The organism is Mesorhizobium sp. WSM4845, from assembly GCF_055811455.1.
Window position 1 is genome coordinate 99,101 of sequence record NZ_JBVVQA010000020.1, and the last position, 25,394, is coordinate 124,494.

Annotated in this window: 17 protein-coding genes and 12 pseudogenes; 19 read left to right on the top strand and 10 right to left on the bottom strand. The window is 58.0% G+C overall.

Translation table 11 applies throughout. The features are described from left to right. Positions 1-1,401: 1,401 nt before the first annotated feature. The 7 genes and pseudogenes from AC0L2C_RS22035 to AC0L2C_RS22065 all read left to right on the top strand — a co-directional run bounded on the left by AC0L2C_RS22035 (position 1,402) and on the right by AC0L2C_RS22065 (position 7,957). Entirely contained in the window at positions 1,402-2,556 is a 1,155-nt protein-coding gene (locus tag AC0L2C_RS22035) for a TlpA disulfide reductase family protein (RefSeq protein ID WP_473524462.1), read from the top strand. 361 nt (positions 2,557-2,917) lie between these two features. After that, a pseudogene (locus tag AC0L2C_RS22040) lies at positions 2,918-3,372 on the top strand (DUF269 domain-containing protein). 25 nt (positions 3,373-3,397) lie between these two features. Continuing rightward, entirely contained in the window at positions 3,398-3,601 is a 204-nt protein-coding gene (locus AC0L2C_RS22045) for a CCE_0567 family metalloprotein (protein WP_473524438.1), read from the top strand. Then, positions 3,598-3,915: a ferredoxin III, nif-specific gene (fdxB, locus tag AC0L2C_RS22050; protein WP_473524439.1), complete on the top strand. Its 318-nt coding sequence runs from the start codon at positions 3,598-3,600 to the stop codon at positions 3,913-3,915. The genes AC0L2C_RS22045 and fdxB overlap by 4 nt, the downstream gene beginning before the upstream one ends. Before the next feature lie 47 nt (positions 3,916-3,962). Beyond that, a complete protein-coding gene (locus AC0L2C_RS22055; RefSeq protein ID WP_473524463.1) occupies positions 3,963-4,196 on the top strand; it encodes an exopolysaccharide production repressor protein in 234 nt (77 codons plus the stop codon). A 359-nt stretch (positions 4,197-4,555) separates the two neighbouring features. Further along, positions 4,556-5,562: pseudogene (locus tag AC0L2C_RS22060) on the top strand (1-aminocyclopropane-1-carboxylate deaminase). Between the two features lie 1,228 nt (positions 5,563-6,790). Beyond that, positions 6,791-7,957: an aspartate kinase gene (locus AC0L2C_RS22065; RefSeq protein WP_473524464.1), complete on the top strand. Its 1,167-nt coding sequence runs from the start codon at positions 6,791-6,793 to the stop codon at positions 7,955-7,957. A 307-nt stretch (positions 7,958-8,264) separates the two neighbouring features. On the opposite strand, the pseudogene AC0L2C_RS22070 reads toward AC0L2C_RS22065, so the two are convergent. The 4 genes and pseudogenes from AC0L2C_RS22070 to AC0L2C_RS22085 form a co-directional block, all read right to left on the bottom strand. Further along, positions 8,265-8,849: pseudogene (locus tag AC0L2C_RS22070) on the bottom strand (ATP-binding protein). After that, positions 8,821-10,061, bottom strand: a pseudogene (gene istA / locus AC0L2C_RS22075) (IS21 family transposase). The pseudogenes AC0L2C_RS22070 and istA overlap by 29 nt, the downstream one beginning before the upstream one ends. A gap of 870 nt (positions 10,062-10,931) precedes the next feature. Then, positions 10,932-11,771, bottom strand: coding sequence for a LuxR family transcriptional regulator (locus tag AC0L2C_RS22080; protein ID WP_473524440.1), 840 nt, complete (start codon positions 11,769-11,771; stop codon positions 10,932-10,934). Between the two features lie 244 nt (positions 11,772-12,015). Continuing rightward, entirely contained in the window at positions 12,016-13,308 is a 1,293-nt protein-coding gene (locus tag AC0L2C_RS22085; RefSeq protein ID WP_473524441.1) for an ATP-grasp domain-containing protein, read from the bottom strand. A 387-nt stretch (positions 13,309-13,695) separates the two neighbouring features. Between AC0L2C_RS22085 and AC0L2C_RS22090 the strand changes: the two are divergent. The 5 genes and pseudogenes from AC0L2C_RS22090 to AC0L2C_RS22110 all read left to right on the top strand — a co-directional run. Beyond that, positions 13,696-14,415, top strand: a pseudogene (locus AC0L2C_RS22090) (leucine zipper domain-containing protein); the annotation flags it as partial. A gap of 122 nt (positions 14,416-14,537) precedes the next feature. Beyond that, positions 14,538-14,714, top strand: a complete 177-nt coding sequence (locus tag AC0L2C_RS22095; protein ID WP_473524442.1) for a hypothetical protein — start codon at positions 14,538-14,540, stop codon at positions 14,712-14,714. A 132-nt stretch (positions 14,715-14,846) separates the two neighbouring features. Continuing rightward, a pseudogene (gene tnpB, locus AC0L2C_RS22100) lies at positions 14,847-15,028 on the top strand (IS66 family insertion sequence element accessory protein TnpB). Continuing rightward, complete coding sequence (locus AC0L2C_RS22105; protein WP_473524465.1) at positions 15,025-15,120, top strand: hypothetical protein; 96 nt, start codon at positions 15,025-15,027, stop codon at positions 15,118-15,120. Before tnpB ends, AC0L2C_RS22105 begins: the two are co-directional and overlap by 4 nt. 41 nt (positions 15,121-15,161) lie before the next feature. Continuing rightward, a pseudogene (locus tag AC0L2C_RS22110) lies at positions 15,162-15,637 on the top strand (IS66 family transposase); the annotation flags it as partial. 114 nt (positions 15,638-15,751) lie between these two features. On the opposite strand, the pseudogene AC0L2C_RS22115 reads toward AC0L2C_RS22110, so the two are convergent. Continuing rightward, positions 15,752-15,945 (bottom strand): annotated as a pseudogene (locus tag AC0L2C_RS22115) (DUF6429 family protein). Positions 15,946-15,999: 54 nt separating this feature from the next. Between AC0L2C_RS22115 and AC0L2C_RS22120 the strand changes: the two are divergent. Further along, positions 16,000-16,125, top strand: a pseudogene (locus tag AC0L2C_RS22120) (integrase core domain-containing protein); the annotation flags it as partial. 84 nt (positions 16,126-16,209) lie between these two features. Here AC0L2C_RS22120 and AC0L2C_RS22125 read toward each other — a convergent pair. The 3 genes and pseudogenes from AC0L2C_RS22125 to AC0L2C_RS22135 form a co-directional block, all read right to left on the bottom strand. Next, positions 16,210-16,902, bottom strand: a complete 693-nt coding sequence (locus AC0L2C_RS22125; protein ID WP_473524443.1) for a hypothetical protein — start codon at positions 16,900-16,902, stop codon at positions 16,210-16,212. Positions 16,903-17,069: 167 nt separating this feature from the next. Continuing rightward, positions 17,070-17,567, bottom strand: a pseudogene (locus AC0L2C_RS22130) (transposase family protein); the annotation flags it as partial. Between the two features lie 200 nt (positions 17,568-17,767). Then, positions 17,768-18,434, bottom strand: a pseudogene (locus AC0L2C_RS22135) (transposase); the annotation flags it as partial. A 515-nt stretch (positions 18,435-18,949) separates the two neighbouring features. Here AC0L2C_RS22135 and AC0L2C_RS22140 point away from each other — a divergent pair. From AC0L2C_RS22140 to AC0L2C_RS22155, 4 genes are read left to right on the top strand one after another with little or no spacing between them, the layout of a single operon-like run. Continuing rightward, positions 18,950-19,165: a hypothetical protein gene (locus AC0L2C_RS22140; RefSeq protein WP_473524444.1), complete on the top strand. Its 216-nt coding sequence runs from the start codon at positions 18,950-18,952 to the stop codon at positions 19,163-19,165. Continuing rightward, entirely contained in the window at positions 19,162-19,332 is a 171-nt protein-coding gene (locus AC0L2C_RS22145) for a hypothetical protein (protein WP_473524445.1), read from the top strand. The genes AC0L2C_RS22140 and AC0L2C_RS22145 overlap by 4 nt, the downstream gene beginning before the upstream one ends. Then, entirely contained in the window at positions 19,290-19,523 is a 234-nt protein-coding gene (locus tag AC0L2C_RS22150; RefSeq protein ID WP_473524446.1) for a hypothetical protein, read from the top strand. The genes AC0L2C_RS22145 and AC0L2C_RS22150 overlap by 43 nt, the downstream gene beginning before the upstream one ends. 5 nt (positions 19,524-19,528) lie before the next feature. Further along, entirely contained in the window at positions 19,529-19,909 is a 381-nt protein-coding gene (locus AC0L2C_RS22155; RefSeq protein WP_473524447.1) for a transposase, read from the top strand. Between the two features lie 103 nt (positions 19,910-20,012). On the opposite strand, the gene AC0L2C_RS22160 is transcribed toward AC0L2C_RS22155, so the two are convergent. Both AC0L2C_RS22160 and ectB read right to left on the bottom strand, forming a co-directional pair. Next, complete coding sequence (locus AC0L2C_RS22160) at positions 20,013-20,249, bottom strand: hypothetical protein (protein WP_473524466.1); 237 nt, start codon at positions 20,247-20,249, stop codon at positions 20,013-20,015. Positions 20,250-20,440: 191 nt separating this feature from the next. Beyond that, positions 20,441-21,739: a diaminobutyrate--2-oxoglutarate transaminase gene (gene ectB, locus AC0L2C_RS22165; RefSeq protein ID WP_473524448.1), complete on the bottom strand. Its 1,299-nt coding sequence runs from the start codon at positions 21,737-21,739 to the stop codon at positions 20,441-20,443. Positions 21,740-22,680: 941 nt separating this feature from the next. On the opposite strand from ectB, the gene AC0L2C_RS22170 reads away from it, so the two are divergent. Continuing rightward, on the top strand, positions 22,681-23,100 hold the full coding sequence (locus tag AC0L2C_RS22170) for an SET domain-containing protein-lysine N-methyltransferase (protein WP_473524449.1): 420 nt from the start codon (positions 22,681-22,683) through the stop codon (positions 23,098-23,100). Between the two features lie 1,187 nt (positions 23,101-24,287). Further along, positions 24,288-25,333: pseudogene (locus tag AC0L2C_RS22175) on the top strand (CapA family protein). Positions 25,334-25,394: the final 61 nt, after the last annotated feature.

Below are 25,394 nucleotides of genomic sequence, written 5' to 3' on the forward strand. Positions count from 1 at the left end.
ATGAGGAAGCGATTGATTGCTCCCCCGCAAGGGAAACTCCGGCTGAGGGTGGCAGCGGAAACTCGCAGACCTTCGACGCCTTTAATCGCTGTCATCAAACCGGCTCATTGCATGTCCGACCACCGGCACCTGCGTCTTGCGAGCCGCGCACTTTTCGATTCCTAGTCACAACGGTCGAAAGCTTGAAAGCTCAGCTTTGCAAGCATTTCTGCGAAGGCAGTCTTGTCATGGATAGGATTGGCTTTGACTTAGCGCAGCACCATTCAGGGAAGGCATACTCCAGTGTGGCCTCGCCACGTTCAGTTTCGTAGGCACGTCCTAAGCCGGTCCTCCCAACCAAAGGCCGAACGCGCAAGCAAGCCTACACCCGACCAATGCTCGATCCTCTGGATCGGCGCCAGGGCAGTTGGCCGATGGATAAGGCGCCAGGCGTCTCCTGGGGGGCATCAGATTGCGCAGCGACCAGGCTGTGATTGGCCCTTCAATTGCGGGTGGCGGTCGATCCCGGTGTCGAGTTGTCATCGCGGGGGCATGGCCATTTCCGAGTCGAATGCCGCCCGTGGTATGCAGTGATGCGGCCCCGATGGGCAGAAGCGATAAGCCAGACACATGCTGATCCAGGCCTCCGAATCGAAAGATGTACGTCGTGCCCCGCGTTCTGCGCGATTTTGCGTTCCGCATGGGGCCGGGTGAGATCCACGACCTCCTCGACGGCAACAGCAGGGAAGGTAGGCCTGGGCCGCATCATCATCGTCGGGCTTACCCTCGCGGCGACGGCGGCATCCGCTTCACCCACGAGCGGAGCAGATGCTAAGCCGCCCACCGCGGTGGTGGACCTGCAATGCTTCCTAGGTCTGTGGCGAAAAAATCGGATCGCGAATGCTGGTTCTAGCGAACAGCATAAGCAGTCCGGCTCGCACCCGATGCGCTGGGCTTATCAAACTCGGGTCTACGAGAAAGATCAGCCATGGGCCGGGGGAGGCATTCGCTGCACGCGGGAACCCAGCCGTCCGCGAACTTTCGAGTGGCGCCGAGGTGCTGTTGCTCGATGAGCCGGTGCCTAATCTCACTGCAGGCAAGACGGCCAAGCTCTTCGCTGTCCTAAGCGACGCATGAGCGATGCGTGTCCAAAACCCGACAGCGGCAGAAAACATGTCAGGTTCAAGACAACGCCGTGTTGGTGCCCGTACGTTTTTCCCAGCATAACGATGCACTTAATGCGGGCTAGGCGCGCTGGCACGGCCTTTGCTGGTTGAGCTGCGGCAATAGTGGGTGAGGGCTGACCGCATGCGAACGCGCAAGTCGAGTGATGGTCTCCCTAACCGGTGTATTGCTTTTTTGAGAGAAGAACCAGCACGCGCATAAACGCCAGGAAGGTGTGGAATAGCTATGGAGAACAACATGGTGTTGCGTATGGAATTGCCGGCTCCTCCGATCAAAGTGGACGACTGGGTGTGTGGCGAGCCCCTCGCGAACTTTCAGCCCGGCAAGGTGTACCTTGTTGAATTTTGGGCGACTTGGTGCGGACCCTGTGTGGCTGCCATGCCGCATCTGGCGGAACTGAAAGAGAAATATAAAGACCGCGGGTTTGAGGTCGTCGGAGTCGCAGCTAGCGAACAGGCTCCAACCGCGGACGATGCGCGGACCAAGTTGGATGCGTGGCTGACCGAGAGGTTCCCGAATCTGAGTTATCGGATCGCATTCGATTACACAGGCGAAATGAACAGACTTTGGATGGAAGCCAGTTCTTCTCTCGGGATTCCCACCTCTTTCGTGGTCGACCGCGACGGCCACATCGCTTTCATCGGACACCCGTCGCAACTCGATGACGTCTTGCCGAAAGTTCTGAACGGCAGCTGGCGCAGCAGCGATGAAGCCAAAGCGGTCGATATTGGCCGGATCGCTAGTAACCAACGCACAGCGCGCAAAATATCGGTGACCAAGCCGATATACGCCAAACTTCAGCCGGCGATGCAGGCCGAGGATTGGACGGCAGCACTCTCGGCCATGGAAGAAGGCCTCGCATTGATGCCCGACTATATCGGGTTCCGGGAAACTCATGTGGATCTACTGCTTCATAAGCTGCGCGACATGAAGACCGCCTTGCCAGCCATGCGACAGTTAGTCGAGGACGCGATCGACAAAAAGTTCGAGGCCGTGTCTTGGATGGTTATGGCCCTGAAGCAACTCTTCGATCCCGCGACAGACAACTCCCATCTTCCCTCTGATGAGCGCTTCGCGATGGGCAAAGAGCTGTCCGAACAGATCTTGGCACTGAGCCCCCCACAGAGCGACGGCCCCCTTAAATTCATTTGGTATGTTCCGCTCGCTCAGTACTATTTTGAGTGTGGCAACAACGTTCGCGCCATCGAGTTGATCGAGGTCGCACTGAAATCGCTGGATTATCCGGAGCCAATGCCTGACCACATCGAACAGTACTACCTTACCCCATTGCTCCAAGCCCTAGCCAACTACACAGGTGAGAACGCCTGTTACGCGCAGGTTTGCGTGGTTCCGCAAAACAAGGCTCCTGAAAATCAAAGCGCAACCGCCTGATGAGCAAAGATGGCAAAGAAATCACATGTGAAATGGAACCCCTGGTCAATTCGCCAGCTCTGCGGCCTGCCCGCTGTAAGTATGTCCATGCAGCACAGGGTGGATCGTTCGCTGCAGGTCAGGGCTCGGTCCTTAGCGACCTTCAACCGGATCGCCGCGGGCGCGATACTCGACGCGAATTTGGCCCCGTCGTGGAAGACGTCACGGTCAAGGACTTGCTCAAGGTCGGCCAATAGGACGGCATTTACGTGGAAACTGCCCGGCCAAGCCGGACGTCGGCTGCGCAAGCGGACCAGACGTCCGCGTACCCGAAAGCGGAAATCGTCTTTCAATGACGGGCACTTAAATTGAGGAAAACGAAATCTCTCACGCACCGCTTGGCCCTGCCGTCAACGAGGACCAGGCGGCCGTGGCCACCCCGTTCGTTGAATGTCTTGTGCGGCTGGTTCGGCTCACGAGTCTTCCGGGCCCCACGAAGGCAAATCGGATCCCGATCTGCTGGCCGACTTCATAAACCCCAAATAACTGCGCCGGAAAATCCAATCATTGGCGATCGGCATCCGGACGCGCTTATGGAGGCTCGACATGTTTTACTTCGCAGCGGCGCTCGCGATCGAGGAGCGGTCCGGCGTGATGGCATCACCAACCACAGATCAAACTATGGAGCCACGGCGTGTGCTTTTTACGGTCGGCAGTTGGTCGTTCGGTCGAGACGTCCACCGTTTCGGCTTCGAGACTTTCCGGAAACTCTCAGATGCCGGTACGAAACTGGTCGACGATGCGACTGCAGCTATAGCCGACGTGGCGCGGGCGTGAAGAAACTGATTTTCGAGGGAGGATCATGTCAAACCTGGATGGGATGGTGAAGAAAGTCCGAAAGCTGCAGCTGCGCGCGGCAATTGCTAAAACGAACTTGCGCGACCTTGCTGAGGGTCTCCCGGTCAAATGGACTGACATAGAGGAGGTCGCCGAGAAAACGCATGCCGTTTATGCCGAGTTGGATGGTGCCAAGAGAGAGCTCGCTACAATGAAGAAATTAGGATGACGAGCACATTCATCACCCGCGACGGCTCCGCATGGGTGCCGGAATATCTGACCGCTATAGATGCCAAGATCTGTATCGGTTGCGGCCGCTGTTTCAAGGTCTGCTCGCGCGAGGTCATGCATCTTTACGGCGTCGATGACGCTGGTCAAATCCTCGGCGCCTGCGACGGCGATGACGACGACTTCGATGGCGACCTCAATCGCATGATCATGGTCGTCGACCATGCCGGCCGATGCATTGGTTGTGGAGCCTGTGGCCGCGTGTGCCCGAAGAACTGCCAGACCCATGTCGCGGCCGACCAGATCGGAGCATGAGCAGCAAGATTTGACGAGACAAAACCAGGAGAACGGAGTTGCCCTTCATGATCTTTTGCCGGCTCTTGGGGCTGGTCCTTTGCGGCAACGCTATGATCGTTTACTTAGCTTCGCATTCGATCCTTCTAGCAGTCGTCGCGACGCTGGCCTGCTCGCTGCTGCTTCAGGTGGTTTATTTCGGCAGCGTGCTCTTTTTTACCTGGCGTCCAGCTGTGCTGTGCAGGGCAGACGAAAAGGCTAAGCTTTCACAACACAGTTGGAACCCAGCCGCCACAAGGTGACGAGTTGAGGAGTGACTGTTTCAGATGTGCTTCAGCGCATCCAAGTGCGCGGCGCATCGCTGCTCCATTGATGCGCAGTGACCAGATCAGAACTCAGATTCATCAGAACTCCGTGTCACGCCACATTGTACCAAACCAGTGACGTCGAGCTGACCGTGCAAGAATCGAGTGCGCCTGAAGTGCGCGGAGGCGCAGCCTGAACCGTCCAATGGCGGGAATGTTTGATTTGGCTAGCCACATAGGAGACGTTTGCAACGATGATGAAGCTCTTCTGCGACGTCTCAGAACCAGCTGTCTCACAAGAACGCCCATGACCGAGGGAGCTGGTTCAGGCTGAATCACCTTTTGCTGGAAAAAGCATGCTGGAAAAGTTCGAACGCTATCCGCTCACCTTTGGGCCAACGCCCATTGAGAAGCTCGACCGCCTCGGCAAACATCTGGGCGGCAAGGTGGAAATCTACGCTAAGCGCGAGGACTGCAACTCTGGTCTCGCCTTCGGCGGAAACAAGCTGCGCAAGCTCGAATACATCATTCCCGATGCGATCGCGTCAGATGCCGATACGCTTGTCACCGTGGGTGGCGTGCAGTCCAACCACACCCGGATGGTCGCAGCGGTCGCCGCCAAGATCGGCATGAAATGCCTTCTGGTTCAGGAGAGCTGGGTTCCACATGAGGATGCCGTCTACGACCGAGTCGGCAATATTCTCTTGAGCCGCATCATGGGAGCGGAGCTGCGCCTGGTCGACGACGGCTTTGACATCGGTATCCGCCAGAGTTGGGAAAAAGCGCTCTATGATGTGAAGGCAAGGGGCGGCAGACCTTATGCGATACCAGCCGGCGCCTCTGTCCACAAATACGGTGGCCTTGGCTATGTGGGGTCGCCGAGGAGGTGCGCGCCCAGCAGAAGCAGCTTGGGTTTACCTTCGACTACATTGTCGTTTGCACCGTGACCGGTTCAACGCATGCCGGCATGCTCGTCGGGTTTGCCGAGGACGGTCGACAGCGCAACGTGATCGGTATCGATGCCTCTGCCACCCCCGCAAAGACCAAGGCGCAGGTGCTTCGTATTGCCCAACACACGGCCGCGCTCGTCGAGCTCGGAACGGAAGTCGTCGAAGTGGTGTTGCTTAGGGACTACGCGTACCCGCGTTATGGCATTCCATCCGAGGAAACGAAGGAGGCGATCCGTTTGTGCGCGCGGCTTGAGGGCGTGATTGCGGATCCCGTTTACGAGGGCAAATCAATGCAAGGGATGATAGACCTCGTCCAGAAAGGCTTCTTTCCACAGGGATCGAAGATCCTCTACACGCATCTGGGCGGCGCGCCCGCGATCAACGGTTACGGCTATACCTTTCGCAATGGCTGACGCGCGACAGCTCGCGTTGCGCCGCCGGCGATACGCGAAAGTTCGTTCGAGGCCACTTAGCCGGCTCTCTGGCCCAGAGGGGTGCGAGCATTCTGAGGCGACCAGGCGGCTAGCCCGTGAATGCGGAGGCAGCTCGCCGCTCGCGCCGCCGAGAAAGTAAGCGACGGAACCTGCTTGACGTCCCCTTCTCGGCCGTGTGACTGCATCAGTGCTGAGTCGACATTCCGCGAACCCGACGCCTTCAAGCCGCCGGACAAGCTTGCGCCCGATGAAAGGATCGGCGCCGCGCGGACGGGAACTCGCGCAGCGCGCTTAGCATATCGTGCAACTCCCTCAGCGCAACTGCTGCGCTCAACTGCAGCTGGCAGATCCTCTTCTACAGCCTCTCAAGCCCGACTTGAGCGGCTCATCTCGCCCGTGCCACGTCGGGCGGTTCCGATCGGCGCGATCGCATCGCCGAGCCTGCAGATCTTACAAGCAGGTCGAGCGTCGAGTTTGCAGGGGCGCCTTTAGTTTCAGTCCAATTGACGGGAAGGTACGCTCGCCGAGAAAGTCGACATCTTCCTTGCCGCTTTGGTGACTTCACGAGGAGTAGCGCTTCGTCACTTGACGGCGGCACATGATTCAAGGGACCGCTTGGGATACACCGAGAACCCGTTTTTACGTTGGAGGCTTGTCCGCGAAAAGCACTCGCCGGCCCGTTTTTTAAAGGCGTGGAGGCCATCTGCAAAGGAATCTCGGTCCTCTGTGCGTGTCATCGCATGAGGCGCTCCTGTGGCCCCACTCCGACTGTGCTTTCGCCACGGAGAAGGCATGCGTGCGCGCCGCTCTTCGCGGAAACTGGCTCACATGCCGATAGCTGCGGCCTATCTGGAATGGTTGAAGTGCATGTTTTCTGTTGGCTTGGCTGAGGAAATTGGCGACGTCTTGGTTGGTACCTTGAGCCCGCGTTGGCGGCCTCGCCGATGATTAGCTCGGTGAGCGCCAGATGAGCCAATGGCTAAGTCAAAATCGCGCGCCGAGCCTGAATGGCAACTTTCAGCGTAAGGCGCGGCGGGTCCATCCAAGGCTGCCACCCTACCGGTCCTGGTAGTTTTTGAGAATCCGATTTCTGCATAGTTGTAGGCGGTCCTCGCGGGGTATACGCGACCGGGTGACACGATCTCGAAGCGAGACGCCGTGATCACAACCGCCTTCGGATGGCTTGTTTAACAACATGATGCTGGACATGAGCGCGATCGTTCTGAAATTCGGAGGCTCTTCCTTCCTGGATCCTGGAGACTACCGCCGGGTTGCCAGGCACATAGCCGATCGACTGGCGGCTGGCGAAAACAAAATAGTTGCCGTGGTCAGCGCGATGTCGGGAGCAACCGCCAACCTGAAAGCGGTGATGCTCGAGGTCAACAAGCAAGCATCGCCGTCGAACTTCGATGCGGCACTTGCAACCGGGGAGATGCTCAGTGCCTGCCTTCTGGAGGCGGGCATCAGCCGGCTAGGGATTTCCGTATTGTCTTTGAACGGCTATTCCCTTGGAATGCGCACGAATTCGGACTTCGGTCGAGCGTCATTAGAACGCTTAGATCCCCAGCCAATTAAGGCCGCATTGCAGAAACATGACGTGATCGTTGCCGCTGGCGCCCAGGCAATTGATCAGTCCGGCAGGTTAACGTTTCTGGGCAGAAACAGCTCTGATCTGACAGCTATTGTCATTGCTTCCATGCTAGGAGAGCACGCTTGCGAAATCTACTCGGATGTTCCGGGCGTCTTCACGGCAGACCCGTATCTTGTTCCAGGGGCACAATTGATTCCAGAGATTGCCTATGCGACGATCGCACAGATGTCGCGATATGGTGCAAAAGTACTGCACCACAGGGCAGTGGAATACGCCGAAAAGCACTCGGTCACTATTGTTTGTAAATCTCTCACCGACAACGGAGCCGTCATGGGCACCATCGTAACAGGCCATGGGAACGCCCCCTCCGTCATAGTGGCTCGCGATGCTGCGGTGATATCGTGCGCCAGCCTTGCAGAACGCGATGACCTTTGCGCGCTTCTTGATCATCACGACATCAGCGCGATCTGTATAGAAGACAACTGCCGTGCCGGCATATGCATCACAAGCGACATTGATTTTGCCGTGCGGCTTGTAGCGCTGACGGGCACTCGCTCGGCTTCCATTCGATCAACAACCGCGGTCACGGAGCTTGGTTCGTCAATGTTGCGCGTGCACTTGGAGGGCGATTATGAGCGCGCCATTTTCCTGGCGCGCCAGCTCCACGAACGGATGTATCCTGGAGCGGTGGGCGAACCTTTTGGGTCGGGAGTGACTAAACAGCGTTCCGCCTATAGCTCGCTGCTCGTTCGTGCAAACAATGCTCCTAGGAATCCGCAATAATGCCTCGGACCTTTAATTCTGGGGCTCTTTCACAGGCCTATTTCCCCCTTGCCTAGCAGGCTGCGGATGCTGTTGCGCTTACCTTGTCAAGCGAAGTGAGGGTTTGACCCCTTGGGCGAAACGAAGAACTGACCCCCTCATTGTTTTGCGGTTTCGTTGGTGTCGAGCGTTGGCCGGAACGACGCTTTTCGCGAAGCCGGAAGGATCGCGGTTGGCACCACGGGATCGCCAAACACGCTGCCCCATTCGCCACCGAGCGGTTGGAGGTGATCAGGATCGATCCTCGCTCATAACGCCGCGACACCAGCTAGAAGAACAGATGCGCGGCATTGGCTTCGAACGGGAGATAGCCGAGCTCGTCGATGATCAACAGTTTCGGCCGCGACAGGGTGGTCAGCTGCTTTTCGAGTGAACCGTCGTCATGGGCCTTGTCAGCATCGCCACGAGCGTGGCCGCCGTGACGAACTGGACGCTATGGTTCTGCCGGATCGCCTCGCCCGAGAGCCACCGCCAGATGTGTCTTGCCCGTACCCGGAGGTCCAAGGAACAGGACCGTGTCGCCATGGGCAATCCAGCGGCAGGTCGCCAGCTCCCGGATTTGGCGCTGATCCAGCGACGGCTGCGCGTCGAAGTCAAAGTCACGAGTTCGTGCACAAACGGGAACTGCGCGATCTTGCCTGACATGGAGATGCGCCGCTCGTCGCGTCGCGCGATCTCGCGCGTCACCAGGAAGGCCAAAGCCTCGCGCAAGGTCATTTGCGAACGCGCCGCTTCGTCCAGCAGCGTGACGAGCTGATCCCGGATCGCGGTCAGCTTCAGCCGGTCGAGCATTTCGACCAGCATCTCGTGATCGACCTCCGTCATCACCAGCTCCCTCCCACCAGTGCCTCATATTCGGCCTGTGGCCGCAATAGAGCGGAAGGCGCAACGATATCCGCCGGCGCCGATCGTACCGGCGCAGCAGCGCCGACTACGCCGGCAAGATGCGCGCGCTCGACAATCCGTTGGCGACGTCCGCGGCACAAGGCATGATCCGCCACCACTTCGCCCGCATGACGCACGATAACGCGGCCGCCCAGCACCACGACTTTGACGCTCTCTCCGATCAGCCGCCAGGGGACTGAGTAACTGTTCGTGTCCAGGTCGATTGCGCAGTCTGCCTGGACCTTGCGCACGAGGCCCCGCAGCTGCCCAAACGGCGCCCGTCCGCCCAGAGCTAAGCGCCATGGCTTCTTCGGCAAAGCGCTCCGCAGGAGCCATGCCGGTCGTGCCATGCACACGCTGACCGGCAATCTCGCGCGTCCACCGGTCCAGATGCACCTCGAACGCCGCCCAGTTCTCGAACTGGCGGCCGGCAATCGCATTGCGCTTGACGTAGCCGACCCTGCGTTCGTCCTTCCCCTTCGTACGCACCCGGTAGGGCGCACAAGCCCGTGGCGTAAATCCCCACTAGCGGGCAAAGGCGTGCAGCCGCACATTGAATCGCACCTCCCGCGTCGCCGCATCGTGATGTTCGACCAGCGCCTTCGGATTATCGAACAGCACTTCCGTTGGAACCCCGCCGAAGCCAAGGAAGGCTCCTTCCATCCCCTCGAACCAGTCCGCCTTGCGCTCCCGAAGCGAGGGACGGATATGCAGTCGACGCGAGTAACCCAGCGTTGCCACAAACAGGTGCACCCGAACACGCTCGCCGCCGATCCACGCCCGCGTGTCGCCAAAGTCGATCTGCATCTGATGTCCCGGCGCCGTCTCAAACCGAACCGTCGCGCGCTTCTGCACCCTCAACTCCCGACGCCAACCCTGCACCCAAAGCTCCACCGACCGAAGCCCTATAACGATCCCATGTTCGCTCTCCAGTTCCTGGGGCACCACATCGGCGTTGCCGCCGTAGCGGAAGAAGCGCTCCCGCAGCTAATCGTCTAGCCCGTCAAACGCGGTCCGCCGCACAGGCTTGCGAAACGGAAAAGTCCCGCCCTCGCGCAGATACCGACGCACCGTGTTGCGCGCGCATTCCGAATTCCTTCGCAAGTCGCGTCGCTCCCCAGCCAAGCTCATGCAGCCACAGCATCGCTGCCACCTCTTCAGGCTGGAGCGAGGGGGTCAGTTCTTCATTTCGTCAGGGGGTAAGTTTCTCAATTCGACCGACTACTTGAATATCTCAAAGTGAGGGTGCATCGGCCCGAATATGAAGGCTTCAACAAACACAAAGTAACCGCCGGTCCACCCGAGGCAGCGTCCGCACGCTGGTCGGGCATCCATCGCGGTCCTTGAGGGCAAATCCACGCGAACCGGCTGGAGCATGGCGCGGCGGGGAGCAGACGTGCTATTACAAAGTCGGCCACGACCATGGGCCACCATTGCCACGCTGCTGACCACCGCCAAGATGAATCGGGTCGATCCGCACCCCTTGCTTACCCGGAGCCCTCGAGCGCATCTCATGGAACTGCCGTCGCTGAACGGGCTCAGCGCCGGCTTGCAGTTGGAGGCTCTGAATACGCGCCGCAGCCCGATGATGCGGCCGGACCTAATCCCATACCACAAAAGAAACATTCCACATGCTGCCATTGTGGCACGCCGCGGCGCCGACCACCCTCGCCTTACGACGTCGAGCGCGCTGCTTCCACTTGGCCAAGCCAAAACGCTGCCTAGCGCTAAATGCGATGAGAGAGCCGGGGTCAACGCAAGATGTGAGGAAGCGCCTGAGATGCAAGACCGTCGGCTGCTAGTGTAAAAGCAGCCGTCGAATGCTTCGCCAGCCGCGGCCATCGCGGCCTCCTTCTCGGCGGAGAGGGATATCCATATTGGTACTCCGAGAAAGGCGGCACATTTGCGGTCTCGGTCTCCTAGCGCTGAAGAACGAGCGCGCCCTTTGATCCGGAAGATCAAGGATGTCCTAACAAGATTTGAGAAACTATAAGGGTGCGATGGATGGGCCGCCGGGCAGACCGAAGGTGACTGCAGGGGGGCGTCCGGTTCACGATTCAATAATTCCAAGGCTTACGGCTTTTATCGCTGCAAGCGTTCTGCTGGAGGCATCCAGTTTATGCTTAAGGTTTTTCAAGTGGAAGTTTACTGTATTAGGAGATATTCCCAAAATTTTTCCTATCTCCCACGACGACTTTCCTCTTGATATCCATAGGATGCACTCCCTTTCTCTCAATGAAAGAACGGGCTCTGCCTTGGTCTGGTGCAAACTTGCGAACATCTCTCCGAGTCGATGAAAATGAACCGCAGCAAGCTGCAAGTATTGTATTGAAATATTATGAAAGTCACTGCCGCCTCGCTGAGCAAAGCTCATGAAAGCCAATCTCCCGTTCGGGCCGTGCAATGGAACGCTAATGCCGGACCTTATACCGAACGTTGCAGCCTCATCGAATACGCGGCGTTCTTCTTCGGTCGTGCTTGTGTCCTCGTAAACATCACTCCAGCGAAAGGCGCACGACCGCTTTCGACTCGTTTTTATTATCGGGTCTATCCTGTCATATCCCATTTCAATGTAGCGCTCCTGCCATTCATCAGGATAATTCAGCATGACTGTCGGGCCCCGGCGCAGCGGCTTTGAAAATTTTCGCTCGGGGGTTACAGAGCCATAGGCGATCCACGGGCAATCAAAATGTAGCGCAAACGCAGATAGCACTTCGAACGACTGCTTGGATTGAGCGATTCCGTCAGTCTGCTCGACAAATCGGCAGAACTTGATTGCAAGTGTATCCCCGGCTGCCTTCGGCGGACGCGCCGATAAAGCAAACCGGTCCGAGGTCTCGCTAGCCGGGCCGTGACGTTCAGAGACGGCGGTCATTGGCGGGCGTTCCATTTGTCTCCTCCCCAGCCATTTGCACGTGATGTCCTCACCGATGCACCTGCTGCGCTGGCGCTCGTGAACGTCGTTGCCAAGCACTGTCTCCGTCTGATCGTGCGCTCCAGCGCAAGAGCTCGCGGTACAAGACGGCGCGCCTCGCCGAGCTGTCCGTGAAGCGGGCGGGCCTTAAAGCTGGCTAAGCGGTCAAGCGGTCAAAAAGGCACCAAGACCATCTGGTGACAGCCCGTTCCTTTTGTCGTCAGGCCGCGTTCGGGTTGGGACCGTTGTGCGCGCCAATATTCCTGGATCCCTCGTCGTCAACAGTGGAAAATGGTGTGATGGACCAGCGAATTAACTCCACAGCACGCTGGAGTAGCGCAGCAGTCTCGGCAGGGCTATCTGATGCTGCGACCAAATGTCCAATTTTGTCCAAGTAATCACCTTTCCGGACGATTGGAGTCTTCGGCTCGATATACAATGTGACCTCAGCGATGTGCGAGATTGAAGTCGCCTGAGTGTCGCCATCGATCCAGTCGAATATTCCATCGCGATCGGGAATCAGTATTTTCGCAGCTGCAGCCTGCGTATGTTTTCTGCTCAAATCCCAATCGTCGCCAATGACAAGTTTAATGTGCTCAGTGACGAGGTCGACACCGTAAGCGAGCTGAGCCAATTCAGGAACGGGCGCGCCCGCAAGACGCGGGTTTACTTCGATGACAACCGGGCCAACGTTCGTCCACCGGAATTCTATGTTTGTTGGCCCCCAGCCGAGGCCGAGAGCTCGCAAACAACTAAGCGATATATCGACTATACGTGTATGCTCGTCTTCGGTTAGAAGGGCCGGACAGTCCAGCTGGTTACAAACAAAGTACGGTGGTGGGCCGTACAGAGCTGTGCCGATAGCAACGACTTCGGTGCCCATTATCTGAGCAAAATAGAGGGGGCCTTCGGCGAATTCTTCGACCAATATCCTCGGCGAAGACTGCCAAAAGTGTTTCCCGCCCAACAGATAACTTGTATGTTCGGCCAACTCGTCGTGATCGCGGCATAATCGGACACCGCTACTACCGCTGCCCGCGGCCGGTTTAAGAACCACTGGCAGGCCGATCTCCGCGGCAGAGGTCTCTACCCCGATCGCATCGGTGGCCAAGCGGTAAGCAGGCATTGGAATGTGGGATTCGGCGAGAAGCTGACGTTGAACGAATTTGTCGCAGCATTGTTCGATTGATGCGGGGTCCGGTCCAGGTAAATCGAAATGCCGGCAGAGCTGACCGACTGTCGCATAAAGCGACTCGTCAAAGCCCGGAAAGCCGGTAATTCCGGAAATTTCGTATGTTGCACGTAGCCGGGAACATTCGCTGATCAGCGCATCGAGATTGCCTGTATCCACCTTGATTGCGTCGCTATCTTCCGCGGCAAGGTAACTGTACTGAGTTGGATCGACCGACAGCGTAATTGGATGAAGACCAAGCCGCTGGGCTGCCTTCAGGTATAGCGGGCCACTTCTATGGCCTTCAAGCAGGAGGAGTGCTCTTCGTAAAGACACCATCATCAGTTACCCTCGTTGCGCACTGTACGGCGATTGAGCATAAATTGGCACACCCACTGTTCAGCCGTACATGAGTGCAGATCTCACTGCATAGATAGCATCGCCAGCTGCTTGCGGTTGTGAAGATATTTTAAATCTGTGTTGCTTTGAGCTAAGCCCATTTCACTCAGCTTTTCTGTTGCCGCTACAAGCAGGGGATGGGCTGTCCGGCCGACTTGGGAGCGTCTGGGCGGGGCCTCTGGTCATCCTTCATCATTTCTAGCCCGTCACGACGGACCGTAACCGGGTTAACCGCGGTCTAGACTAGCTGTGAGCTTTCAGGAGGTTGTCCATTCGGCCCCGACCGAGAAAGCTAAGGTTGTCGAAGCTCAGTGATTCTCGGAGGACCGAATGAACGTCCACAAGAATGTCCGTCTGACGCCTTTGCGTCGAGAGGAGATGGCCCGCGACGTTGTTGAAGGCCGTCTTTTCAAAGCCCATGCGGCGCGGACATACGGCGTGACGGAGAAGGTAGTGACGCCCTGGGTGGAGCGCTTTCGGGCCGAGGGACGCGCCGGCATGGCCGACCGTTCCTCGCGGCCGAAGACGAGCCCGAGGCGAACCGAAGCCGCCGTGGCGGATGCGATCGCGGCACTGCGCCGGCAGCGCCTGACCGGCAAGCACATCGCAAGAGAAACCGGCGTGTCGAAGGCGACGGTGAGCCGGGTGCTTGCACGCGCCGGCCTGTCGCGGCTGAAAGACCTTGAACCGACCGAGCCGGTTCGCCGCTATGAGCGCGAGCACCCCGGCGAGCTTATCCATCTCGACATCAACAAGCTCGGCCGGATCGGCTCTGTGGGGCACCGCATCACCGGGGGATATCCTGGCGCGGTCAACCGTCATCTCGGCATCGGCCGGGAGTTCGTCCATGTCTGCATCGACGATGCCGCGCGCGTCGCTTTCGTCCAAGTCATGCCAGACCAGCGCAAGGAGAGCGCTGTCGCCTTCCTGGAAGCTGCCATGGCTTATTACGCCAGCCTCGACATCAAGGTGCAGCGCGTGATGACCGACAACGGTTCCTGCTACCGGTCAGAAGCTTTCCGCGCAGCCTGCAAGCGTCTGGGTCTGCGTCAGCCCTTTCCATTGGTCTTGGGCGTGTATGGCCTAGTCGGGAGGAGAATGAGCGGCTGGTCGCTGCGACGTTTGAGCCTGGGGCCAGTGGTTCGGAGATCGCGCGATCGGCGAGCCTTCATGTGAGCCAGCTTTTCCGGTGGCGCAAGGAGCTCTGCCAGATCTCCGCGCGGTCCGTGCCGCAGCTTGTTCCCGTGGAGGTCGTCGAGGCGCAGCCACCGCCGATCTCCCGACCGCGCAAGAAGAGCAGCACGGTGACGATCGAGCTGGCGGCGCCCGTCGGCTGCGGATTAGAGTAATATCGATACCGAAGAGCTCGGCCGGATCCTGGATGTGCTGGAGCGGCGATGATCCCGGTCCCGAGCGGCGTGAAGGTGTGGCTCGCGACTGGTTATATGCACATGCGCAAGGGCCTCCCCGGCCTCGCATTGATGGTGCAGAAGACGTTGAAGCGCGATCCGCACTGCGGCCACTGTTCTGCTTCCGCGGGCGTCGAGGAGGGCTGATCAAGGTGATCTGGCATGACGGCCAAGGTGCCAGCCTGTTTACGAAGAAGCTGGAGCGCGGGGTGCCTCGCGCGATCAGCGGCAGGAACATCCCTCGCAGCACCTGAAGACCTTTAGCGGCATTCTGCGGGCGGACGCCTATAGCGGCTACAATCCGTTCTTCTCTTCAAGGCAGATCGTGGCCGCCCTGGTCCGCTGACCCAGGCGCTGTGCTGGGCGCATGCGCGTCGCAAGTTCTTCGTGCTCGCCGACATCGCTACCAATGCCAAGCGCGGCAAGGATGCCGCACCAATCTCCCCGATCGCGTTCGAGGCGGTCAAACGAATGGACCTGCTGTTTGATATCGAGGGCGACATCAAGGGTCTTGCCGCCGACGAACGCCTGCAACGACGCCAGCAGGAAAGCCGGCCAATCGCAGAGGCGCTGGAGGAATGGATGCGGCGCGAGCGGGCAAAACTGTCCCGAAGCTCTCGGTTGCTGAGCCAATCGCCTATATGCTGAAGCGCTTGGAAGGGTTCACGACCTTCCTCGGCGACGGCCGGATTTGTCTGACCAACAACGCAGCCGAGCGGGCGCTGCGTGGCTTTGCTCTCGGCAGGAAAGCTTGGCTGTTTGCAGGCTCCGAGCGCGGTGCTGATCGGGCCGCCTTCATGGCCACGCTGATCAACACCGCCAAGCTCAACGACGTCGATCCGCAGGCGTGGCTTACCGACGTTCTGTCCCGCATCGCCGACACGCCGTTCACACGGCTCGATGGCCTGCTGCCAGGAACTGGCGGCCCGCTCGGGCGCTCATGGCGTCGGCCGCGTAAACAGCGCGCGAAACAGTTCCTACGAGCGCCGAAGACCCTCGTCCGTCAACATCAAGGATTTTGCCTTGGTGACCGGGTCGGCGATCAATCCCTTCCGGTGAAGTCGATCCGTAACGTCCCAGTCAAAGCCCTTCCAGGCGCACCGCTCATTTGCAGGGTCAGCCAAAGCAGTGCCAGGACCGCATCATCGATCTGGTCGGTGTCGATCTCCATCGCTGCAGCTTAACACAGACCGCACCCCGCCGCCGCCCAGACCGGATGGATACCTACATCGCGCCGGGCAAGCCGATGCACACGGCTACGTCGAGTCATTCAATGGAGATGCGCGATGAGCTCCTGAACGAGAGCCTGTTCTTCGGCCTGGATCAGGCCCCAACTGCCATGGCCGGATGGAATGGAGGACTTCAACACCGCATTCCTCGCTTCGCAAACGAGGTTTGTTCTTCTACTTTGCTTGGGGCTTCCGATTGATCCACGCTATGCATTCGAGCCATTCGAAAGCAACCTCAGCACCTCCTCTCGGGTCAACCAAACTAGCCAGTCATCATCGGATATTCTCTGCGCGGGCAAGCGCAGGATTGCCCCACACGGCTCTTTGTGCACATAACCATGGCGATCTACTATGCCTTTATGGATGGTCCAGCCCGCGACCAGGGCGTAGATGAAATCCGGAGACCATTCAACCAAGGCCAGTCCGAATGCGATGCGAGCAAGAACGGCTACGAGACCGCGCCCCCGAAAATCCTCCCGCAGCCAAAGATCGCCGCGGTATGCTACGAGTCCTGTTATTACTTGGGCTGACGGTGCATTGCAGCTACACGAAGAACCAGGCCCCGCCTTGAGATCAGGGTCTGTGAAGAAGGCTCTGAGCGTCTCAATGTGCGCATCAAGAGTTGTATTGGTCAGATCGCACAACCGCATCGCTTGGACATGCGCTACCCTGCCGTGCCCGTCCCGCCCGATAAGCCAAAAAGCCTCTCCGGGCAGAAGATCAGAACAGTCGGGGCGAAAGCTTGGATAGGTCTGTGACTTCCCGGGAAGTCTATCTGTGATCCTGACATACTCCTCGAAATCAGTTCCCATTTTTACATGCAGACCAGACGTACGCGCCAGTTCGTAGGCTGAACAGATAGCCTTCGACACTTCTAATGTGGTCACGTTGTCCCGCATGCCGAGAACACCTTCTGAATTTATAACGTGGGTTCGTAAAGGCGTCGAACACTAACCGAAACTGTGGCATTTGGTAGTTGACGTGACCCTCGTAGCCGACGTTCAGTCACTTCTAGATGTTTAGTCCCGGCATTTGGTGGAACGGATCGAGGATGAAACGCTCAGTCGTGCAGTTTGACGAAGGAAAACTTCGATGTCCGGTCGATGGCGACGAATATATTGAGCTTGCCCTGTTCTGTTCGGACCTCCGCGATATCGATGTGGAAGAAGCCGATTGGATAGGCCTTGAACTTCTTCTTCGCTGGCCTGTCGCCCCCGACATCTGGCAATCGGCCGATGCCGTGACGCTGCAGACAGCGATGCAATGAAGAACGCGTTAGATGCGGGGTCGTGGGCTGCGGCGCATAGAGGCAATCATCGAGCGGCAGCAGCGTGTGCCGGCGGAAGGCGACAATGACAGCCTCTTTCCCGATAGACAGAAGCGTCGATCTCGGCTCTCTGGGGCCAGTGGGCAGATCGGCGGTCGAATTCCGCTTCTTCCACTCGCGACCGCCTTAGGGTTGACGCCGTAGCGCTTCGAAGCGTCCTCAGGCTCGCTTGACTATGCTGTATCGCTCGACGGACCGCCTCTGTCGTCGTGGCGCTCCATGCAGAACTTGGCCCATAGCGCATCCTTTGATTCGGACGACAATGGTGAACCATCAAAGCACGGTCGAAGTTGCTATAAGGTCTGCCTATCGCCCTTGCTTGCGCTTAACGTTTCCGAGACCCACACGTTCTCAGGCGGCCGCTTTGTCCACCGTTCGTTACGACCTATTTCGAAGGCGCCATATAGCAGGCTGTTGAAAATGGGCTCGCGACAGTCTCAGGTTCGTGGTTCACTTTGACCACGAAGAGGTGGGAGTGAATCGTGCGGGGCGGTGACGGACAGACGGGCGAACTGTTCAGCTACGTGGACTTGTCCGGCGACCGTCTTAATCCATCCGAACGCCTCTTCAATGCGCTTGCGAATACGCTGACTGACAGGCATAGCCGCTATGTCGCGTCGTGCGTCCGTCGATCGCGGAACTACGGCCGCTGGTGTTCTGCGCTACATGCGGCGTCACCTTCATCGAACGCAGCTTCATTGATGAAGTCCTGCGCGTCATAGACCTTGTCGGCACCGAGTGTGATTGTTTGCGGACGATCGGCACGCGGTTCGATCATGTGCAGGGCCGCCACCCGCTCGGCATGCCCGTCGGCAGAGTCAGGCAGGCGTCGACCAGAAGGCCATGGCGGTTCTCCATCAGCCCAAGCCCGATGAAGCACAGCTTCGCCCCCTTGCCCCCCTTTGCGGTAGAGCCTTGCGTCGGGGTCGGTGGTCGAGGCGTGCGTCTCGTTCGATCGCCTCTCGCTTCCGCGTTGCGTCCGCCGCCGTCTGCCGGCGGCTCGCCATGACCACCGCTTGGGCCGTCCTTCGGCTTGACGCTCTTCATCGAAGCCCAGGCCTCGATCAGCGTGCCGTCGACCGAGAAGTAATCCGTCGACAGAAGCGCGTGGCCGCGACCGCGTCGGATGGGCCTTCACCTTCAACGCCACCGCATACAATCTCGTGCGGTTGCCGAAGCTGCTGGCGGTGCCGACATGAACGCCGGCCGCGGGCCGTCAACTGATCGGCCGCTGGCGGATCATCGAAGCTGACCTGTGGGATCGCGGCTATCTCGACCTCGGCGGACCCGCCACAATCACCATTGGGGCCGACAACCACGGTGAGATCGCCTTTGGCGCCCTGCAAGCCTGCCTCGATCTCGGGTACGGGCCCTCAATGGTCTTCTTCACATGGGCCGGCTTCGATGAGATGGACGAAGTCACCGGCGACGGCTCCGCAGAAACGACGGCTCGATCGACATCACCTTCGCCTATCACAACGGCGACGAGGCTATCCTCAAGGCCAAACGTGATCCTTCTTCAACAGCCTGCTAGAGCACGTCCGGGGATCGATGAATCGATTGTGATGTGACGCGAATCGGTTTGGCTGATTCAACGTCCACTTTTATGGAGGTGGACGATGGCGAGAGCACTTGGTGAGGATCTGCGGTCACGTGTCGTGAAGGCTGCGGGTGAAGGATCATCGGCCCGCCAGGCAGCGGCTCGGTTCGGTGTCGGGATATCGAGCGCGATCCGCTGGATCGGCAGCGCCCGGATGGGCGAGACGACACCACGACCGCAGGGACGACGGCGCGGCTCGCGTCTCGACGCCCATGCGACTTCATCGTCGGGATGATCGAGGAGCGCAAGGACATCACGCTGAACGAGATGGTGGAGCGGCTCTTGGCCAAGCGGTCCATGCGCATCGGCCGCAGCACGTTGAGCGACTGGCTGCGGGGGCACGGCTGGACGTTCAAAAAATGTCTGCACACGCACTGGAACAAGATCGCCCCGACATCCTGAAGCGCCGGCGTGCCTGGTTCGACGGCCAGCTCGACCTCGATCCGGCAAAGCTCGTCTTCATCGATGAGACCGGGCTGTCGACCAAGATGGCTCGCCTGCGCGGGAGAGCGCCGCGCGGCGAAGGCTGTCGGGCGCCGGCGTGCCGCACGGGCACTGGAAGACCACGACCTTCACCGGCGCGCTCAGGTTGACCGGAATGACCGCGTCCTTCGTCTACGACGGCGCCATGAACGGGGTCGTGTTCCTCTCCATATCGAGCAGGTGCTGGCGCCAACCCTGGCGCCAGGCGACGTCGTTGTCATGGACAATTTGTCGGCGCACAGCGCACAAGTCCGGGGGCGTGCGCGAGGCGATCGAAGCCGCCGGTGCAAGGCTGATGTTCCTCCCGTCCTACAGCCCCGACTTCAACCCCATCGAAAACGCCTTCGCAAAGCTCAAGGCGCTCCTGCGGGCGAGGGCCGAGCGGACAATCGCAGCCCTATGGGACACCGTCGGCGCGTTTGTCGACCCTTTTTACGCCAACAGAATGCGCAAACTACCAAACTACTTCAAGGCCGCAGGATATGAACCGGATTAAACCGGACGTGCTCTCTAGGACCTGCAGCCTTCAGCCCACCTCAGCAAGGCGGCCGTCACTGTGGGGATACCGATGTAGTGCCATTCCACCCGATGAATCTTGACTAGGTGAGGATGGCGTTCAAGATGAACTCGGGGCCGTGATCAGACACGATCATGCCGGGCTTGCCGCGCTGAGCGATCGTTTCCATCAGTTCACAGGCAACCCGGCGACCGGAGATCGAGGTGTCCGGGATCGCCGTCAGCGTTCGGAAAGGACAAGGCCGATCGATATGTTCATTGCCGTCGACCGGCTCCGAAGTTCTCCTCCGTTGAATGACGCCGCAGCGATGTCGCGGCAACGTCCGCATCCTACACGGTTCACACTGTGTGCTGTTCGACAATGCGTCCAGTTCACCACGTCGGAGGGGGAGAGGCAGAGCGCCTATGCCAGAAACGACGTCGAGCATCGCACGACCGGAGCCCCGATCCGCTCAACACCGCCAGCATTTCGCCGGGCTTCGTCTGCGGATGCTATTTCTTGCAGACTGAGCTACCCAACCCTTCCCGACCACTGTCCGCCTGCTCCGGCAAAACACGTAGCCTGCTGCAGCGTTTCGCTCAAAGACTGATCGAACAGGTCAAGGCCTTGATTTAGTGTCTCCGTGTCGATCGTAAGTGCAGGCAAAAATTTAACGACTTGATCAATGTGTCCGCATCGTTCGACCATCAAGCCCTTCTCAAATGCTGTACGCGCTGTACCCTCAGCGATTTCGGCCGTTTGGCAATCGAAGCCCAACGCCATACCCCGCCCTCGAACATGGAAACTATTCCCGTGCTTCAGGGACGTGGCCTCAAGTCGAGCTCGCATCAGTTCTCCTATACGCTTAACATCCTCCGAGAAGGCGTGATCCTGCCAATAGATATTTATAGCCGCCGTTGCACTCGCAAGCGCGAGGTTATTTCCTCGAAACGTCCCAGTGTGTTCTCCTGGCTGCCATGCGTCAACCTCCTCTTTGATCAGCAGGACCGATAGTGGCAGACCGTACCCGCTTAGCGATTTTGATAGTATAACAATATCTGGTGACACCCCGGAGAACTCAAAGCTAAAGAAGTCCCCCGTTCGACCACAGCCCATCTGGACATCGTCAACTATAAAAAGAGCACGGGTCTCTTTTGCCGCAGCCTCAATTGAGCGCAGCCACTCCTTGCCAGCTACGTTTATACCGCCTTCGCCCTGTACACATTCGACTAGAATGGCCGCTGGGGGGTCAATGCCGCTGCTTCTGTCTAGAAATACCTTTCGCAGGTAGTCAGCAGTGTCGCAAGCTGGGCCGAGATACCCGTCATATGGCATGAATGTGACGCCGGATAGCGGAACTCCGCTGCCCTGACGATAAAAACCATTCCCGGTCGCAGCAAGTGCCCCTAAACTCAGGCCATGGTATCCATTAGTGAAAGACAGCACATTGTGGCGTCCTGTGACTTTCCGCGACAATTTTAAAGCTGCTTCAACAGCATTAGCACCTGTTGGCCCGGTGAACTGAAACCGATATTTCATCCCTCGTTTGTCAAGTATGGCAGAATTAAATGTCTCCATGAACTCAAGTTTTGCAGGAGTGGCCATGTCAATCCCGTGAATTACGGCATCGCTCCCTAGGTATTCGATAAGGGCCGCTTTGATACGATGATTGTTATGACCATAATTCAGTGCTCCGGCACCAGAAAAGAAGTCAATGACATTTCGACCGCCTTCTGTTAACATAATAGAGCCGCGCGCACGGCTGAAAATATTTGGAAAGCAACGTGAGTATATCCGTACGTTTGATTCTAGGTGTTCGAAGGCCTTCATGCCACGTGACGCACCGCTAGCTCTACCCATGTTCAAATCCTTCGTCTATTTCAATTCAGGGACTCAGCACGCTTCCTCCAGTTGCGCGAACTGGACGCAGCCCGATTGTGCCGCTTATATCTTGTGGGGTCGTTATACTCGCCGAGTTGCATTCCCAGAACAGCCTCTAATCTAAGTATGAACGTAGTGAACGAAACCTACTAATCCTGGTAGTTTGCTGCCGACCTCGGGCGTGGGGCGCTGGCTCGATGAAGTCGCGGCGCTGCTGCTCATGAAGCGCCGGAGCACCTTTGGTAGGATGGATGCGGGGTGACCCCGGCCCATACTGTGGACGCTAGCCGCGGGCCCGGCTTAATCGGCAGGCTCATGAGCGGGTGAGCAGACACCCCCGCGCCAACGGATCTTCAGCTCAGGTGGCCACGCATTTTTGCCAGCCGGATGGGGTGCCGCTGCCGGTTACCAGTACGGCGTGGTCAAGTTCCTCCCGTCCGGCTTTTGTCGGGGCGCCCACCTAGTCGACAAGGTTCGGCGATCCGTTCCGGCAATCCTGGCGGCGTCCGCGGGGCTACTACCGTTCATCTTGCTCATAATCTTTCTGACGCGACTATGCGTGTTGGTAGGTATGATGAGCTTGAGGACGAGCTATGTTGGCGGAGCGCACGTGTCGAGCCGAAGTCTCAAATGCAAGGCTTGAGCCTTTTTCGTCCCTTAGAGGATGCGCCCACCATTTGAGCGTATTTCAACGGCTGCCGGTCGACTACGGCGCCATGCGAGACGCATGGCGGGTGCGAAAACGTGACGGCAGTCCGCCAAGAGCGGCTAGCTGCGAAGAACAGCGAGCATATCGCAAGAGGGGCTAGCCGTCGATGTAGAGGGCGGACCTGTCGGTGGTGAACACGTGTAGGAAACACCCTATGCTCAGTACTAGGAAAGGACGCACGATGGGCGAAAAAATTTTTGACTGCAACAACGCTGTGTACGTAAAAAACATTCCCCTAAAAGGTCGCGGAGTGTTTGCTAATATTCCTTTCAAAGCAGGAGAAGTAATTGAGAGAGCGCCAACCTGGGGATTTGACGACTCGGCTGCGAAATTATTAGACGAAACCGGACTGTTTGAGTACTACTTCGTGCGAAACGACCAACAACTCGGGAAGGAGCTAATAGCAGGTTATGTTGTTTTCGGCTTCATATCAATCGTAAATCACTCTGATGCCCCAAACACGAAAATAGTTTGGGCCAACGAAGAGTCGGGGGCGTGGGCCGCCATCGTTGCGATAAAGGACATAAAGATTGATGAGGAGATAACCCACCATTATGCGAATATCTCTTCTTATCACAATCGTACAAAGTTTGTGGGATGATGTAAGAAGTTATATTCCTGCAAAGGAAAATCGGCGTGGTGTTGAAATCCTCTGGCCATCGTGACAATTGGCTCTGGCGCGATTGCGCCCGGCGGCTAGTCGAGGCGGCCTTTTCAGCACGTCTCGACGGCGCGGATCGGACAATTCGTCATCCATTGCCAGTAAAAGGGGGCTGAACAACCGCACCGGCTAACTTGTTCGTGCACATCTTTGCCTTCGAGCGCGTTGATCTAACCACGCTCTGATGGTGCGAGCTCAACTAGACCAGGAGATCCAGCAGGACCACTGCGGGCCCAGGCAAGAGGTGGACTGACGCGCAATGCGAACTGCCGCAGTCGGAAGAAGAACCCACCCTGAAAGCCGTTCGCGCGATCGCCACGGTGATGCCCAGGTATCCGGTCGAGTTGAGGCAGTTCCAACGGCCGGCTATCACTGGCAACTATTCAACATCTGAAAGCACAACTCTATTCTGGTGCTGCAAGACTGCCGAGCTTCCCGGTTGAACGCCGGATTACGGCCCAAATCCGGCAAAAGCAGCATGATACCGCCGGCCTTGTTTGTTACTGTCGGCTTCTAGAGGGCCAATTGGGAGGCTGGATATGTTGCGACGTGACAAGGCACCTAATAAGGCTGCGGAGATTTCTCTTTGTGTGCTGAACGCCCATTCTGGCGGCTTCATCTTTATGGGCAGCGGCATAACCGCTTGCCTCCAGCTTTCTCAATACGACTTCAACAATAACGCGCTGCCAATAGGCGTCGGCAGTGGGTCGATTATGATGTCGAGAGCGCGAAGCTCAACCCGATGACGGACAAGAGGACAGTGTAAGCTGTGAAGGCTTGGGGAATGCCGGCGCCCTCTGATCCAAAGCTCCAGAATTTACCAACAAAAAATAGGACGTATTGACATGTCTTATCCCCTTCCGGCCAATCCGCTCGCAGCTTTCCCTGTCACGCCTGAAACGAGGGAAGCGCTCCGCAAAGCTTGGATCTTTGGGTGGTGGGACTTCCCCCTCGATGACGTCGGGGTCGACGGCCCCGAGTTCACCGCCAACGATATTGCCTATTGGTACCACGCAAGCGGAAATCCCATAACAAGAACGAAGCAGCAGGTCTCCGAGGCCATCTTCAAGGACAATGCATCGATGGTCGGTCTGCCAAAGGGGTTCCAGGCAGAGCAGTCCCTTACTATGGGGACCGGGGGAGATCTTATCCAGGCGAATGGCCTAGGTCAGTCAAAGGACATCCTGTTCGAAGGCATCGAGGATATTCTCTTCAACAAGGATGTCGTGTTCAGCAATTACGAGTCGGTGGTCGTGGACGAGCAGGCGGCGAAGGAGTACGCGGTCGACGGAAAGTCATTCATTATGTGCTGTAGCGAGGCGCAATACAAAACGTTGACAGAGCATAAAGGTCGGCGTTTCGACATCCTCAATGCCGCAAACAATCACTCGCTCGACCTCGGTGGCGAGGCGCTCTCGGCCACTCAGAATCTGTTTGAGCGAGACGGCATCCTGGATATCGGGGCGCCCCGGACGGCTGAAGCATATGGAAGAGCCAAGATCTACACCTGCAAAGGAATCCGCCTGGGGCTTGTGTCGGTCACATTTGGCCTGAACGGCAAACCATTTCCCGCAGGTGAGCAGTTTCGGGTCCATACATCCAAGCTGATGTCCAGATATGTCCCGACGGACCTCTCGCTCCTGCGTGCACAAATCAGGGACTGCAAGCAAAAAGAATGCGACTTCATCATCGCTTCAATCCACTGGGGTGTGGAGTTCGAATCTTTTCCACGGCTCCGACAGGTCGAAGCAGCTCATTCTTTGGTTGAGGAGGGGTGGACTTGATCCTCGGCCATCATCCCCATGTAATCCAGCCCGTCGAGTATTATCGTACTAAGCGGGATCCGAACCGCGTCGCCGTCATTGCCTACTCTCTGGGAAGCCTGACCTGGGGATGGTATACGGCGCCTCACCTCATCCTGAGCTGGGTGATGAACTTCTGTCTCGCCAAAGGGCGCCTCGGGAATGCGACGAAGACATACATCGAAAGCGGAGCGGCGATCCCAGTCTTCCGCAACATGTTGCGCAACGGCAACAGAACGCTGATGCGCATTGAGAAACTTGGGGATCATGTCGGTCGTGGCGACTATAACCCCACGAACGTAAAAAAGATGATCGAATACGTCGAGCTGACTATGGGTGGGTTTGTGACCGGGATGCCGAGCAATGACTAGGGCAACTCAAATCACCGCGTGCGGAACAAATCTGGCTGCTGGGACCGCGACCACAACGCCG

Excerpts from the sequence above, each read along its gene's own strand:
- AC0L2C_RS22155 (WP_473524447.1), top strand. The coding sequence starts at position 19,529 with ATGACCGCGTCCTTCGTCTACGACGGCGCCATGAACGGGGTCGTGTTC.
- AC0L2C_RS22085 (WP_473524441.1), bottom strand. The coding sequence starts at position 13,308 with ATGATGGTGTCTTTACGAAGAGCACTCCTCCTGCTTGAAGGCCATAGA.
- AC0L2C_RS22065 (WP_473524464.1), top strand. The coding sequence starts at position 6,791 with ATGAGCGCGATCGTTCTGAAATTCGGAGGCTCTTCCTTCCTGGATCCT.
- AC0L2C_RS22150 (WP_473524446.1), top strand. The coding sequence starts at position 19,290 with ATGTCTGCACACGCACTGGAACAAGATCGCCCCGACATCCTGAAGCGC.
- AC0L2C_RS22125 (WP_473524443.1), bottom strand. The coding sequence starts at position 16,902 with ATGCGGGACAACGTGACCACATTAGAAGTGTCGAAGGCTATCTGTTCA.
- fdxB (WP_473524439.1), top strand. The coding sequence starts at position 3,598 with ATGACGAGCACATTCATCACCCGCGACGGCTCCGCATGGGTGCCGGAA.
- AC0L2C_RS22170 (WP_473524449.1), top strand. The coding sequence starts at position 22,681 with ATGGGCGAAAAAATTTTTGACTGCAACAACGCTGTGTACGTAAAAAAC.
- AC0L2C_RS22080 (WP_473524440.1), bottom strand. The coding sequence starts at position 11,771 with ATGGAACGCCCGCCAATGACCGCCGTCTCTGAACGTCACGGCCCGGCT.
- AC0L2C_RS22145 (WP_473524445.1), top strand. The coding sequence starts at position 19,162 with ATGATCGAGGAGCGCAAGGACATCACGCTGAACGAGATGGTGGAGCGG.
- AC0L2C_RS22045 (WP_473524438.1), top strand. The coding sequence starts at position 3,398 with ATGTCAAACCTGGATGGGATGGTGAAGAAAGTCCGAAAGCTGCAGCTG.
- AC0L2C_RS22140 (WP_473524444.1), top strand. The coding sequence starts at position 18,950 with ATGGCGAGAGCACTTGGTGAGGATCTGCGGTCACGTGTCGTGAAGGCT.
- AC0L2C_RS22055 (WP_473524463.1), top strand. The coding sequence starts at position 3,963 with ATGATCTTTTGCCGGCTCTTGGGGCTGGTCCTTTGCGGCAACGCTATG.
- AC0L2C_RS22035 (WP_473524462.1), top strand. The coding sequence starts at position 1,402 with ATGGTGTTGCGTATGGAATTGCCGGCTCCTCCGATCAAAGTGGACGAC.
- ectB (WP_473524448.1), bottom strand. The coding sequence starts at position 21,739 with ATGAAGGCCTTCGAACACCTAGAATCAAACGTACGGATATACTCACGT.